This window comes from Xanthomonas sp. NCPPB 3005 (genome assembly GCF_041228095.2).
GTDB classification, from domain to species: domain Bacteria; phylum Pseudomonadota; class Gammaproteobacteria; order Xanthomonadales; family Xanthomonadaceae; genus Xanthomonas_A; species Xanthomonas_A bonasiae.
Window position 1 is genome coordinate 4,194,308 of record NZ_CP166096.2, and the last position, 12,943, is coordinate 4,207,250.

11 protein-coding genes are annotated in these 12,943 nt (G+C 69.2%); 1 reads left to right on the top strand and 10 read right to left on the bottom strand.

Annotation, left to right across the window (positions count from 1 at the left end; all coding sequences use genetic code 11):
- Window positions 1-22: 22 nt before the first annotated feature.
- The 5 genes from AB8810_RS18085 to AB8810_RS18105 all read right to left on the bottom strand — a co-directional run bounded on the left by AB8810_RS18085 (window position 23) and on the right by AB8810_RS18105 (window position 6,603).
- Window positions 23-790 carry a CvpA family protein gene (locus AB8810_RS18085; protein ID WP_179570615.1) on the bottom strand — a complete coding sequence of 256 codons (768 nt, stop codon included), beginning with the start codon at window positions 788-790 and terminating at the stop codon, window positions 23-25.
- Window positions 791-887: 97 nt separating this feature from the next.
- Complete coding sequence (locus AB8810_RS18090) at window positions 888-1,931, bottom strand: SPOR domain-containing protein (protein ID WP_191825045.1); 1,044 nt, start codon at window positions 1,929-1,931, stop codon at window positions 888-890.
- A 68-nt stretch (window positions 1,932-1,999) separates the two neighbouring features.
- The gene (gene folC / locus AB8810_RS18095) at window positions 2,000-3,259 is read right to left on the bottom strand and encodes a bifunctional tetrahydrofolate synthase/dihydrofolate synthase (protein WP_369914443.1); all 1,260 of its coding nucleotides are present in this window, start codon (window positions 3,257-3,259) and stop codon (window positions 2,000-2,002) included.
- Window positions 3,260-3,625: 366 nt separating this feature from the next.
- Window positions 3,626-4,270, bottom strand: a complete 645-nt coding sequence (locus AB8810_RS18100) for a histidine phosphatase family protein (RefSeq protein WP_179570612.1) — start codon at window positions 4,268-4,270, stop codon at window positions 3,626-3,628.
- A gap of 179 nt (window positions 4,271-4,449) precedes the next feature.
- Window positions 4,450-6,603 carry a S46 family peptidase gene (locus tag AB8810_RS18105; RefSeq protein ID WP_369914444.1) on the bottom strand — a complete coding sequence of 718 codons (2,154 nt, stop codon included), beginning with the start codon at window positions 6,601-6,603 and terminating at the stop codon, window positions 4,450-4,452.
- A 162-nt stretch (window positions 6,604-6,765) separates the two neighbouring features.
- Between AB8810_RS18105 and tdh the strand changes: the two genes are divergently transcribed.
- The gene (gene tdh / locus AB8810_RS18110; RefSeq protein WP_179570610.1) at window positions 6,766-7,797 is read left to right on the top strand and encodes an L-threonine 3-dehydrogenase; all 1,032 of its coding nucleotides are present in this window, start codon (window positions 6,766-6,768) and stop codon (window positions 7,795-7,797) included.
- A 123-nt stretch (window positions 7,798-7,920) separates the two neighbouring features.
- Here the strand turns inward: tdh and AB8810_RS18115 are convergent, their stop codons facing one another.
- The 5 genes from AB8810_RS18115 to AB8810_RS18135 form a co-directional block, all read right to left on the bottom strand.
- Complete coding sequence (locus AB8810_RS18115) at window positions 7,921-8,628, bottom strand: TorF family putative porin (RefSeq protein ID WP_179570609.1); 708 nt, start codon at window positions 8,626-8,628, stop codon at window positions 7,921-7,923.
- 371 nt (window positions 8,629-8,999) lie between these two features.
- Window positions 9,000-10,046, bottom strand: a complete 1,047-nt coding sequence (locus AB8810_RS18120; RefSeq protein WP_179570608.1) for a sulfate/molybdate ABC transporter ATP-binding protein — start codon at window positions 10,044-10,046, stop codon at window positions 9,000-9,002.
- Between the two features lie 7 nt (window positions 10,047-10,053).
- On the bottom strand, window positions 10,054-11,016 hold the full coding sequence (gene cysW / locus AB8810_RS18125; RefSeq protein WP_369914446.1) for a sulfate ABC transporter permease subunit CysW: 963 nt from the start codon (window positions 11,014-11,016) through the stop codon (window positions 10,054-10,056).
- 1 nt (window position 11,017) lies between these two features.
- Complete coding sequence (cysT, locus tag AB8810_RS18130; protein ID WP_206258447.1) at window positions 11,018-11,878, bottom strand: sulfate ABC transporter permease subunit CysT; 861 nt, start codon at window positions 11,876-11,878, stop codon at window positions 11,018-11,020.
- Window positions 11,879-11,882: 4 nt separating this feature from the next.
- Window positions 11,883-12,905, bottom strand: coding sequence for a sulfate ABC transporter substrate-binding protein (locus tag AB8810_RS18135; RefSeq protein WP_369914448.1), 1,023 nt, complete (start codon window positions 12,903-12,905; stop codon window positions 11,883-11,885).
- Between the last annotated feature and the right edge of the window lie 38 nt (window positions 12,906-12,943).

Below are 12,943 nucleotides of genomic sequence, written 5' to 3' on the forward strand. Positions count from 1 at the left end.
GCTCTCCGCGGCGACTGCGCCGCTATTGGGAAGGTGGCCGTGCCTGGCCGTTGGATTCGACCCGTGCCGGGTCGTTTGCTGCCGGACGCGCCTGCGCCGGATCGATATTCGCAGGCAGGACCTGGGTCGGGTCGCCGCCGGGCTGCGCGGATTGGGCACCCGGACGCCCCAGGGCCTTGGACATCACGTCCTGCAGGCCACTGGCCGACAGGGCGTTGCCCAGGGCGGCATTATCGCCTGCCAGGGGCAACTTGCCCAAATCCATCTGCTGCATGTTCATCTGTTGCAGGTTCATCTGCGACATGTCCAGTTGCGGCATCTGCGGCATGCGCCAGTCCGGCAGCTGCGCGCGCATCCAGTGCACGCCGGGGCTGAGCACCGGCAGCACCACCGACTGGCGCCAGGCCTGCTCGCGGGTCAGCGGGGTAAAGCTCATCAGCAGCACCAGCACCGCGGCGAAGAACCCGCCGCGCAGCGTGCCCAGGCCGAAGCCGAGCGCGCGGTCGGTGCCGGACAGCGCGGTGGCGCGGACCGCGCTGCGGATCACCATGCCGGTGATGCCCACCACCGCCATCGTCACCACGAAGGTCAGCGCGTAGCCGCCCAGATAGTAGGTCATGCTCGGATGCGCGCCGTCGGCCAGCCAGCGGCCGGCGCTGCCGCCGAACTGGAAGGTGGCCCAGCCGGACAGCAGCCACGACAGCGTGCCGACCACGATGCCGACGAAGCCGCGCAGCGCGCCGAGCAGCGCCGAGACCAGGATCACCGCCAGCAACACCATATCGATCATGCGCGCCTCCTGCGGCCGGGCCGCACCATGGCGGCGGCAGCGCGCCGCGGTTCCCTTCCCTGGTACATGCTTGCGACTCCGCGGGCCGAAGCCCGGTTCAAGGGTGTGGACGTACCATACCGCTGATGCCGACCTTGGAGGCGACCTGCGCGCGCAGCTGTTCGGCATCGGCGCGATTGGCGACCGGGCCGACCCGCACCCGGTTCAAGGCGCCCTTGTCGGTACGCACCTGTTCGACGAAGGCGCTGAATCCGGCGGCGCGAACCTTGTCGCGCAACGCGTTGGCATCCTCGGCCTTGGCGAAGGCGCCCAACTGCACGGCGAAGCCGGTGCCGGACGCGGCCGGCACGCTCGGCACGCTCGGGGCGGGCTTGGCCGCGGCGACCGGCGCCGGCGTCGCCGCCGGCTTGGCCGGCTCGGGCTTGGGCTGCTCAGGCTTGGGCGCCGCGGCGACCGGCGGCTTGGCCGCGGCCACCGGCTTGGCCGGCTCCGGCGGCAGGGTTTCGGTCTTGGCCGGCGCCGCGGTCGCTGCCGGCGTCGCCGCGGCGGCCACCGAGGATGCGCTCGGCGCGTCCAGGGTCACCACCTGCGCATTGACGTCGTTGCGCACCTTCACCGCCTGCAGGCGTACCGACTCGGCCTGGGCGCGGTCGGCATACGGGCCGATCCGCACGCGCCAGGCCTGGCGCCCGCCGATCGTGGCCGCTTCGCGGAAGCCCGGCAGCTGCGCCTGCTTGAGCCGCGCGATCACCGCATCGGCGTCGGCCTGGGTGGAATAGGCGCCGAAATTGACCGCGTAGTTGCCGGCGGCCACGGTCGGCGGCAACGGCTGCGCGGCGCTGCCGGCCGCGGCCGGCGTGGCCAGGTCGGCGGCGTCGGGGTTGTCCTGCACCGGCGCCGGCGCCGCGGCCGGCGCGCTGGCCATGCCCACGGCACCGCCGCTGGGCGCGTCGCCCGGCGTCACCAGCGGCAACTCGCGGGTCTGGAACTGGCCGTCGGCCGGAGCGTCCGGGGCCTTCAGCGGAACATTGGCGACGCCGCTGTCGGGCGCGGGGCCCTTGACCAGCATCGGCAGGAAGATCACGGCGAGCGCCACCAGGACAAGGGCGCCAATCAGTCGCTGTTTCAGGACGGTATCCACGGAAAGCTTGAGGGGGCGGCATGGCGGAGTGCCGCAGCGATTATAAGGTCGGCCGGCTGCCGGCGCGGTCAGCCGGCTGAATGCAGCCAGTGCAAGGCGTCGGCCGCCGTATGGAACGAGCCGAACACCAGCACCCGGTCGCCCGGCCGCGCCTGCGCCAGGGCCTGCTGCAGCGCCTGCTCCACGTTATCGGCGACCACGCCTGCGGCCGCGTCGGTACCGGCCAGGCGCGCCTGCAACTGCGCGCCGCTCTGGCCGCGCGCGCCGGACAGCCCGGCCAGATGCCAGGCAGCGACCTGCCCGGCCAGCGCCTTTACCACACCGGCCGCGTCCTTGTCGGCCAGGGCAGCGAACACCGCGCGGGTGGTGCCGGCACAGGGCTGCGCCTGCAGCGCCGCGGCCAGTTCGCGCGCCGCCTGCGGGTTGTGGCCGACATCGACCAGCACCTCGACGCCGTCGCGCACGAACGGCTGCAGCCGTCCGCGCAACTGCGCCGCGGCGATGCCCTCGGCGTAGGCGGTGCGCGGCAAGGCCCTGCGCAGCGCGCGCAAGGCGGCGATGGCGGTAGCGGCGTTGGCGCGCTGCACCGGCGCGCGCAGCTGCGGCGACGGCAACTCCAGCTCGGTGCCGACGTCGCGCCAGCGCCACTGGTCGGCATCGATCGGCTCATGGAAGAAATCGCTGCCGGCGCGGATCGCATTGGCGCCGATCGCATAGGCGCGGCGCAACACGCTCGACGGCGGATCGATCTCGCCCAGCACCAGCGGTTTCCACGGCCGCGCGATGCCGGCCTTCTCCGCGCCGATCGCCTCGCGGTCCGCGCCCAGCCAGTCGGTGTGGTCGATATCGACGGTGGTGATCACCGCCACGTCGGCATCGACCAGGTTGACCGCATCCAGGCGTCCGCCCAGGCCCACTTCCAGCACCGCCAGGTCCAGCTCGGCCTGCTGGAACAGCCACAGCGCGGCCAAGGTGCCGTATTCGAAATAGGTCAGCGGCGTATCGCCGCGCGCGGCGTCCACCGCCTCGAAGCCGGCCACCAGCTGCGCGTCGCTGGCCTCTTGCCCGCCGATGCGGACGCGCTCGTTGTAGCGCAGCAGGTGCGGCGAGGTGTAGCTGCCGACGGTCCAGCCGCCGGCACGCGCGATCGCCTCGACGAAGGCCACGGTCGAGCCCTTGCCGTTGGTGCCGCCGACGGTGACGACCTTCTTCGCCGGCCGGTCCAGGCCCATGCGCGCGGCCACCGCGCGCACGCGCTCCAGGCCCATCGCGATGTCCTGCGGGTGTTGCTGCTCGATGTAGGCGAGCCATTCGGGGAGGGTTTTCATCTGTGTATTTTCAGCCTTTCGACGAGGCGCGTTCGATCACCCGCCCACCTCTTGGAAGCAACAGCTTTCGCGCTGACGCGCGAGTCACTTTTCTTTGCTTGTGCAAAGAAAAGTAACCAAAAGAAAGCACACCCGGGCGACGCGCCCTCCGCGCTTCGCGCTCCGGGTGCGCACGTGGCATGGGCATTTTTCGAAGGCACATCCATGTGCCTACGAAAAACGGCGCGCATCGTGCGCGCCGCCCCTTCGGGGTATTCGCCCATGCCACGTGCCGCGTCTCACGGGACCCGAAAAGCGAAGCAAAAGCAAAAGCGTGCACTCGGTCAGGAATCGGAGCCGCCACTCCAAATTTGCGGATTTCGCCGCCTACAGCGCCCGATGCTTGGCCTCGCCGAAGAACGGCGTGTGGTGCGCGCAATCGTTCAGCCGCACCACTTCCAGGTGCTCGACGTCCGGGCCTTCCAGCAGGTTCAGCGTGGTCGGCGCCTGGCGGAAGCTCCACAGCTTGGCAATCGGCAGGCCCAGCACCCGGCACAGGATCACCCGGTTGACCGCATCGTGCGCCACCACCAGCAAGGTGTCGTACTCGCCCAGGCCCTCGGCGGCGCGGGTCAGGCCGCGCCAGGAACGGTCCAGCACCTGGCGCAGCGATTCGCCGCCCGGCATCAGCACCGTGTCCGGCTCCTCGCGCCAGGCGCGCAGGCGTGCCGGATCCTTGTCGTTGATCTCGCTGGCAAGCAGGCCTTCCCATTCGCCGTGCGCGATCTCCTGCAGGTCCGGATCGGTCAGCAGCATCGCCTCGCGCTGCGCGCCCAGCGCGTAGCGGGCGGTGCTCTGCGCGCGCGACAGCGGCGAGGCCACCGCGCGGGTCAGCGGCACCTCGCGCAGGCGCGCGCCGAGCGCCTGTGCCTGCGCCTCGCCGACCGGCGACAACGCGATGTCGATCTGGCCCTGGTAGCGGCCTTCGGCGTTCCACGGGGTTTCGCCATGACGAGCGAGCAGGATGCGCATGCGCTGGAATTCCGTTGGGGGAGAGGTTGCCGTCTCGCGAGCGAAAACGGAGCGGCATGATACCTGCTTCGCCGCCGGAAACCCCCGAACCGCATCCCGCTCCGCGGCCGCCACGCCGGGCGTTTAACGCCCGGCAGGCCGCGCAATGGCGGCACAGGCCGCCGCCACGCCAGGCGCGGTTACTGCGCCAGGTTCAGTTCCTTCAGCAGCCGCGGCGCCGGCGCCACTTCCTGCATGATCCAGTGCAGGTAGCGCGAATCCACCGCGATCATCCGGGTCATGGCCGGGTCGAACACCCAGTTGGAACTCACCGACTCCCAGTTGCCGTCGAACGCCAGCCCGACCAACTTGCCCTGCGCATCGAGCACCGGCGAGCCGGAGTTGCCGCCGGTGATGTCCAGGTCGGACAGGAAATCGACCGGCACCGAACCCAGCCGCTTGTCCTCCAGCCCGCCGTAGCGCTTGGCCTTGGCCGCGTCGAGCAGGGCTTTCGGCGAATCGAACGGATCGGCGCCGGTGTCCTTGGCCAGCACGCCTTCCAGCGTGGTGAACGGGGTGTAGGCCACGCCATCCTTCGGCGCATAGCCCTTGACGTTGCCGAAGGTGATGCGCAACGAGGAGTTGGCGTCGGGGTAGACCGACTCGCCCTGGCTCTTCTTGTAGTCGGCCAAGGCCTGCAGGTAGCGCGGACGCGCCAGCAGTTCCTCGCCTTCGCGGCGCTTCTCCTCGTGCTCGATCTGCAGCAGCGCCGGCATCAGCGCCACCGCATAGCGCAGCGCCGGGTCGTCGCTGGATTCGAACGCGGCACGGTCGGCGCGCAACCACTTCAGGCGTTCCTCGGTGCTGCCCAGCTTGGTGCCGGCCAGCCGCGCGGCGGCGGCCTGCGCATCGGCGCCGGCCAGCCACTGGTCCAGCGCCGGCAACCGCTGCGCCTTCGGCAGCTTCAGGTACTGGTCGAACCAGTAGCGCTGCAGTTGGCCGTCCATCGACGCGACGTAGCGGCGTTCCATCTGCTTCTGCGCGCCCTCGATCTCCGGCAGGTCGCGTTCCTGGTAGCCGGGTTCGCGCTCGGCATCGGGCTTGGCCCGCTCGATCGACAGGCGGTACAGCGACAGCGCGCTGCCGAGCACGCCGGTGCGGCGCATCTGGCGCAGGATCAGGTCGCGGTCGCGGGTGGCCTTGGCCTGCTCGTCCAGCGCCAGCAGCTGCGCATGCGCCTGCAGCGCGGCGCGGCCGTCGCGGCCCTGGCGCTTGAGCCAGGCCAGCACCGCGCGTTCCTCGGCCTGCTTCTGCGCGGCCGCGTCGATGCGATTGAAGCCTTCCAGCTGCCCTTCGTAGTTCTTGGCGACGTTGTTCCAGCTGGCCATCGTCGCCGCGTACTTCACCTGGATGTCCGGGTCCTGCTTGCCGGCCTGCTCGACCAGCGCGATCAGGTCGCGGTACTGGCGCGCGGCGGTGGGATAGGCCCAGCTGGCGGTGGCATCGAATTCCGAAGCCAGCGCATAACGGTTGGTGCGGCCCGGATAGCCGGCCACCATCACGAAGTCGCCGGCGCCCAGCGGCTGGTCGGCGAACTTCAGGAAATGCCTGGGCTGGTACGGCACGTTGTCCTTGGCGTAGGCCGCGGGCTTGCCGTCCTTGCCGACATAGGCGCGGTAGAACGAGAAATCGCCGGTGTGGCGCGGCCACATCCAGTTGTCGACGTCGCCGCCGAACTTGCCGATGCCCGACGGCGGCGCGTACGCCAGGCGCACGTCGCGGATCTCCAGGGTGCGGAACAGCCGGTAGGTATTGCCGCCGGAAAAGCTGTACAGCTCGCAGCGGTAGCCGGCCTCGGCTTCGCAGGCCGCGACCTGCGCCTTGTCGAACGCCTCCAGCGCCTGGGTGCGCTTGAGCGCGTCGCTGCCGGCGGCGGCCATCGCGGCCTTGGCCTGCTCGGTGACGTCGCTGATGCGGTCGAGCACGTAGATGCGCGCGTTCGGCCCGGCGCTGAGCTCGGCGCCGTTGCTGGCCGCGCTGAAACCGTCGCGGATCAGGTTCTTCTGCGGCGTGGAATTGAGCTGGATCGCGCCGTAGGCGCAATGATGGTTGGTCACCACCAGGCCCTGCGGCGACACGAAGCTGGCGGTGCAGCCGCCCAGCGACACCACCGCGCCCATCGGATCGCCGGTCAGGTCGGCCAGTTGCTGCGGCGACAGCTTCAACCCGGCCTGCTGCAGTTGGCCGGCGATATCCGGCAATTGCTGCGGCACCCACATGCCTTCGCCGGCACGGGCGGCCGGGGCACAGGCCAGGGTGGCGACGACGGCGACAGCCAGCAGATTCGAGCGCATCGAATGGATTCCTTCGCGACTAACGTTAGACAGACGTTAGATTGTAACGAATGCAACCGCCGCCACGACCGTGACCAATGGCACCCCGGCACGCGCCGCAACATGGCCGCGTTCGTGGCCGGCTTATACTTCGCGCCCTCTCAACCCGAGTCTTGCACCGCCATGGCGCAAACAATGAAGGCGCTGGTCAAGCGCGACGCAGCCAAGGGCATCTGGCTGGAACAGGTGCCGGTGCCGGTGCCCGGCCCCAACGAAGTGCTGATCAAGCTGGAGAAGACCGCGATCTGCGGTACCGACCTGCACATCTATCTGTGGGACGAATGGAGCCAGCGCACGATCAAGCCCGGCCTGACCATCGGCCACGAGTTCGTCGGCCGCATCGCCGAACTCGGCTCGGCGGTCAGCGGCTACCAGGTCGGCCAGCGCGTCTCGGCCGAAGGCCACATCGTCTGCGGCCATTGCCGCAACTGCCGTGGCGGGCGCCCGCACCTGTGCCCGAACACGGTCGGCATCGGCGTCAACGTCAACGGCGCCTTCGCCGAATACATGGTGATGCCGGCCTCCAACCTGTGGCCGATCCCGGACCAGATCCCGTCCGAACTGGCCGCGTTCTTCGATCCGTACGGCAACGCCGCGCACTGCGCGCTGGAGTTCGACGTGATCGGCGAGGACGTGCTGATCACCGGCGCCGGCCCGATCGGCATCATCGCCGCCGGCATCTGCAAGCACATCGGCGCGCGCAACGTGGTGGTCACCGACGTCAACGATTTCCGCCTCAAGCTCGCCGCCGACATGGGCGCCACACGTGTGGTCAACGTCGCCAACACCTCGCTGAAGGAGGTGATGGCCGACCTGCACATGGAAGGCTTCGACGTCGGCCTGGAGATGAGCGGCAACCCGCGCGCGTTCAACGACATGCTCGACTGCATGTACCACGGCGGCAAGATCGCGATGCTCGGCATCATGCCGCGCGGCGCCGGCTGCGACTGGGACAAGATCATCTTCAAGGGCCTGACCGTGCAGGGCATCTACGGCCGCAAGATGTACGAGACCTGGTACAAGATGACCCAGCTGGTGCTGTCCGGCTTCCCGCTCGGCAAGGTGCTGACCCACCAGCTGACCATCGACGAGTTCCAGAAGGGCTTCGACCTGATGGAAGAAGGCAAGGCCGGCAAGGTGGTGTTGAGCTGGTGAGGTCCGGCGCGGCGGCGGCGATGCCGCGCTGCGCCGCCAGGACATGCGTCGTCGGCCTGGCGATCGCACAAAAAGAAGGGCGCCGCAAGGCGCCCTTCTTCGTTCGCGACGGTGTTGCGCGGATCAGAACGCGATCGTTCCCGAGACCGCGAAGCGGTGGTCGGCCAGCTTCTTGGTGAAGTTCTGGTTGCCCTTGTCGTCGGTGTCGTAGTAGCCCACGCTCAACGCCAGCGGACCGACCATCTTGCCGACGCTGACGCTGTAGTCGGTGTAGTCCTGGTACTGCGCCAGCGCGCTGGCATAGGTGGTGCGGCCGACGTGCGCGCCGATGCTGAAGTCGTTCGGCAGGCTCCAGTTCCCGTCCAGCGCGTAGTAGAAGCTGTCCTCGTCCAGGTTGTAGACGTCGTCGGTATACGCCACGGTCAAGGAGTAGGTCTTGAGGAACTTGGTCTTGGTGATCAGTTCGTTGTAGTTCGACTTGCCGGAGCCCGGGTAGCCGTAGCGGTTGACCATCACGTCGAAGTTCCAGTTCTCGGAGAAATCGACGTTGTAGCCGATGAAGCCGTCCACTTCCCAATCCGGGTCGCCGGCGCCGAAATCGACGTTGGAACCCCAGGTGCCGACATACAGGCCGAACGGCGAGGTGTAGGTGAGGCCGGCCTGGAACGCAGGGCCTTCGTTGGTCTGCGAGACGCCGCGGAACACGTAGTCGCTGACCACGCCATAGGAGCCGGTAATCGGCGAGGCAGCAGCCTCGTCCTGGGCCAACGCACTCAGCGGGGAGGCGGCCAGCGCCACGGCCAGGGCGACACCAAGCTTGATCTTGTTCACCGGTAATTCTCCTGCGGGTTGACGAGGGGGTGGTTCCAGCGCGCACTGCCATGCTGGCTTCACACTTTTTTAACCGGTTTTTTCTTGCAGTGCAACACTTTCAAGACAAACCAAGTCATCGCAGGCCTTGCGGCTGCGTCCTTCGGGTCAAACCTTGTCTACGCCATGCGCCCGCGGTCTGCGCCGCGCCAGCGGGCCGGCCCGCTTCTCGTTCTGATTGCCGGCCGCAAACACTGTGGGAGCGACTTCAGTCGCGACGGGCTTCCCAGGTAACGGGCGTCGCGACTGAAGTCGCTCCCACAGAAGTCGCTTCCGCACAAAGACGACGAGCGAAACGCGCGAGCGCCGTTGCGCGCCGTATCCCGAATCCCCTACCCGCGCTGCTGCGCGAACAGACCGAAGCGGCGTGCGCTCAGCTGCAGCACTTGGCCGGGCGCATAGCGCGTCGCGCCCTCGCCCGCCGGCAACTCCACTTCCACTTCGTCCTGGCCATGCGCCAGCTGCGCGCGCAGGCGCAGGCGCGAGCCGCTGCGCTGCGAGGACAGCACCGTCGCCGCCCAGCCGCTGTCGCTGGGCGCCAGGTCTTCCGGGCGCACGTACAGGTCGACCGGGCCGCTGGACAGCGGCGTGTCCGGCGCCGGCAGCGCCAGGCCGGCGACCTGCAGCTGGCCGTCGTGCAGCTGTGCCGGCAGCCGGTTGACCGCGCCGACGAAGCCGTACACGAACGGCGACACCGGGCGGTCGTAGACGTCGGCCGGGCTGCCGAGCTGTTCGATGCGCCCGCGGTTGAGGATCGCCACGCGGTCGGCCAGTTCCAGCGCTTCTTCCTGGTCGTGGGTGACGAACACCGTGGTCAGCCCGGTGCGGTCGTGCAGCTCGCGCAGCCAGCGCCGCAGGTCGCGCCGCACCTGCGCGTCGAGCGCGCCGAACGGTTCGTCCAGCAGCAGCACGCGCGGCTCGATCGCCAGCGCGCGCGCCAAGGCCACGCGCTGGCGCTGGCCGCCGGACAGCTGGGTCGGGTAACGCGACTCCAGGCCGTCCAGCTGCACCAGCGCGAGCAGTTCGGTCACCCGCGCCCGGATCGCCGATTCGGCCAGGCGCTCGGCGCCGCGGCGCACGCGCAGGCCGAAGGCGATGTTGTCGCGCACGGTCATGTGCCGGAACAGCGCGTAGTGCTGGAACACGAAGCCGACCCGGCGCGACTGCACCGGCAGACCGGTCGCGTCCTCGCCGTCGATCAGCACGCGCCCGGCGTCGGCATGCTCCAGCCCGGCGATCACCCGCAGCAAGGTGGTCTTGCCCGAGCCGGACGGCCCCAGCAATGCCAGCAACTCGCCCTGGCGGATGTCCAGGCTGACGTCGTCGAGCGCGACGAACTCGTCGAAACGCTTGCCCAGGTGCTGTACGCGGATGGTCATCGCAACCTCAGTGTCGGTGATTGGCGGCCAGCGATTCGCCGTGGCGCCATTCCAGGTAGGACTTCAGCGCCAGGGTCAGCAGCGCGGTCAGCGCCAGCAGGCTGGCGCAGGCGAACGCGGCGCTGTAGGCGTACTCGTTGTAGAGGATCTCCACGTGCAGCGGCAGCGTGTTGGTGCGCCCGCGGATGTGCCCGGACACCACCGACACCGCGCCGAACTCGCCCATCGCCCGCGCACTGCACAGCAGCACGCCGTACAGCAGGCCCCAGCGGATGTTGGGCATGGTCACCCGCCAGAACATCTGCCAACCGTTGGCGCCCAGGCTCAACGCCGCCAGTTCCTCGTCGCTGCCCTGCTGCTCCATCAGCGGCATCAGCTCGCGGGCGATGAACGGGAAGGTGACGAAGGTGGTCGCCAGCACGATGCCGGGCAGCGCGAACACGATCCGCGGCAGTTGCAGCAGCACCTCGCCGAACACCGGCAGGTGCAGCCGCCAGCCTTCGTCGATCAGCGGCCAGGCCCAGCCGCTGCGGCCGAAGATCAGGATGAAGACCAGGCCGGCGACCACCGGCGACACCGAGAACGGCAGGTCGATCAGGCTCACCAGCAGGCGCTTGCCGGGGAAGGAGTGCTTGCTCACCGCCCACGCCGCGGCCACGCCGAACACCAGGTTCAACGGCACCACGATCGCGGTCACCAGCAGGGTCAGGCGGATCGCCGCGAGCGCATCGGGATCGGAGATCGCCCGCCAGAACACGCCGATACCGCCGCGCAGCGCCTCGACGAACACCAGCAGCAGCGGCAGGAACAGGAACGACAGCAGGAAGCCCAGCGCGCCGAGGATCAGCAGCACCTGCACCCACCACGGCTCGGTGGTGACCGAAGCGGCGCGACGGCGGGCAGCAGGCGGCGATGCGCTCAACGCAGTCTCCGAGAACGGGATGGTCAAGCTGGACACGGTATCGTTCATCTCAATGCGCCGCCAGACCGCGCCGCGCGAAGCGCGCCTGCACGCCGTTGACCACCAGCAGCATCAGCAACGACAGCAGCAGCATCGCCGCGGCGATCGCGGTCGCGCCGGCGTAGTCGAATTCCTCCAGGCGGATGGTGATCAGCAGCGGCGCGATCTCGGTCGCGTTGGGCAGGTTGCCGGCGATGAAGATCACCGAGCCGTACTCGCCGATGCCGCGCGCGAAGGCCAGCGCGAATCCGGTCAGCACCGCCGGCCACAGCGCCGGCAGCACCACGCGGCGGATGGTCTGCCAGCGGCCGGCGCCGAGCGTGGCCGCGGCCTCTTCCACGTCGCGCTCGGCCTCGGCCAGCACCGGCTGCACGATCCGCACCACGAACGGCAGCCCCACGAACACCAGCGCCACCACGATGCCGAGCTGGGTGTAGGCGATCTTCAGCCCCAGCGGTTCCAGCCAGCGGCCGACCCAGCCGTTGCCGCCGTACAGCGCGGTCAGCGCGATGCCGGCCACCGCGGTCGGCAGCGCGAACGGCAGGTCGATCATCGCGTCGAACAGGCGCTTGCCGGGAAAGCGGTAGCGCACGAACACCCAGGCCACCCAGGTGCCCATCACCGCATTGAACGCGGCGGCGGCGAAGGCGGTGCCGAAGCTGACCCGCAGCGCCGACAGCACCCGCGGTTCGCTCCACACCTGCCATACGCCGTGCCAGCCCAGGCCGCTGGTCTTGAGCACCACGCCCAGCAACGGGATCAGCACCACCAGTCCCAGCCAGGTCAGGGTGATGCCCAGGCTCAGGCCGAGCCCGGGAATCACCCTGCGCCGCGACGGAGCGCGCGTGGCCGCGGCGGCATTCACTCCCATCGCGTCACTTGCTCGCCTGGATCTGGTCGAACAGGCCGCCGTCGTTGAAGTGCTCGGCCTGGGCCTTGGCCCAGGAGCCGAACGCCTGGTCGATGGTCACCAGCTGCACCTTCGGCAGGCGCGCGATGTCGGCGCGGTCGGCGTATTCGGGATGGCGCGGGCGGTAGTAGTGCTTGGCCGCGATCTTCTGCCCTTCCGGCGAATACAGGTATTTCAGGTATTCCTCGGCGACGTCGCGGGTACCGTGCTTGTCCACGTTCTTGTCGACCACCGCCACCGACGGCTCGGCCAGGATCGACAGCTTCGGCACCACGATCTCGAACTTGTCCTTGCCCAGTTCCTCCTGCGCCAGGAACGCCTCGTTCTCCCAGGCCAGCAGCACGTCGCCGATGCCGCGCTGGACGAAGGTGGTGGTGGCGCCGCGCGCGCCGGTGTCCAGCACCGGCACGTTGCGGAACAGCGCGCGCATGTAGCCGAGGATGCGCTCGCGGTCGCCCTTGAAGATATGGTCGGCGTAGGCCCAGGCGGCCAGGTAGTTCCAGCGCGCGCCGCCGGAGGTCTTCGGATTCGGGGTGATCACCGACACGCCGGTGCGCAGCAGGTCCGGCCAGTCCTTGATCTTCTTCGGGTTGCCCTTGCGCACCAGGAACACAATGGTGGAGGTGTACGGCGCGCTGTTGTCGGGCAGGCGCTTGGCCCAGCCCGGATCGATCAGCTTGCCCTTGTCGGCGATCGCGTCCACGTCGTAGGCCAGCGCCAGCGTCACCACATCGGCCTCGACACCGTCGATGACCGAGCGCGCCTGCTTGCCGGAACCGCCATGCGAGGTTTCCACCGTCACCTTGTCGCCGCTGTGGGTCTGCTCCCAGTGCTTGGCGAAGGCGGCGTTGTAGTCGCGGTACAGCTCGCGCGTGGGATCGTAGGACACGTTGAGCAGCTGCACGTCGCGCGCGGCGGCGGTGCCGGCGAACGCGCACAGCGCGAGCGCGAGCAGCGGGCTGAATCGGCGCGACAGGAGGCTGGGCATGGACGGATCTCCGGAAGAGGGTCAGGGGGCACGGGCGG

Excerpts from the sequence above, each read along its gene's own strand:
- AB8810_RS18135 (WP_369914448.1), bottom strand. The coding sequence starts at position 12,905 with ATGCCCAGCCTCCTGTCGCGCCGATTCAGCCCGCTGCTCGCGCTCGCG.
- folC (WP_369914443.1), bottom strand. The coding sequence starts at position 3,259 with ATGAAAACCCTCCCCGAATGGCTCGCCTACATCGAGCAGCAACACCCG.
- AB8810_RS18120 (WP_179570608.1), bottom strand. The coding sequence starts at position 10,046 with ATGACCATCCGCGTACAGCACCTGGGCAAGCGTTTCGACGAGTTCGTC.
- cysT (WP_206258447.1), bottom strand. The coding sequence starts at position 11,878 with ATGGGAGTGAATGCCGCCGCGGCCACGCGCGCTCCGTCGCGGCGCAGG.
- AB8810_RS18100 (WP_179570612.1), bottom strand. The coding sequence starts at position 4,270 with ATGCGCATCCTGCTCGCTCGTCATGGCGAAACCCCGTGGAACGCCGAA.
- AB8810_RS18085 (WP_179570615.1), bottom strand. The coding sequence starts at position 790 with ATGATCGATATGGTGTTGCTGGCGGTGATCCTGGTCTCGGCGCTGCTC.
- tdh (WP_179570610.1), top strand. The coding sequence starts at position 6,766 with ATGGCGCAAACAATGAAGGCGCTGGTCAAGCGCGACGCAGCCAAGGGC.
- cysW (WP_369914446.1), bottom strand. The coding sequence starts at position 11,016 with ATGAACGATACCGTGTCCAGCTTGACCATCCCGTTCTCGGAGACTGCG.
- AB8810_RS18105 (WP_369914444.1), bottom strand. The coding sequence starts at position 6,603 with ATGCGCTCGAATCTGCTGGCTGTCGCCGTCGTCGCCACCCTGGCCTGT.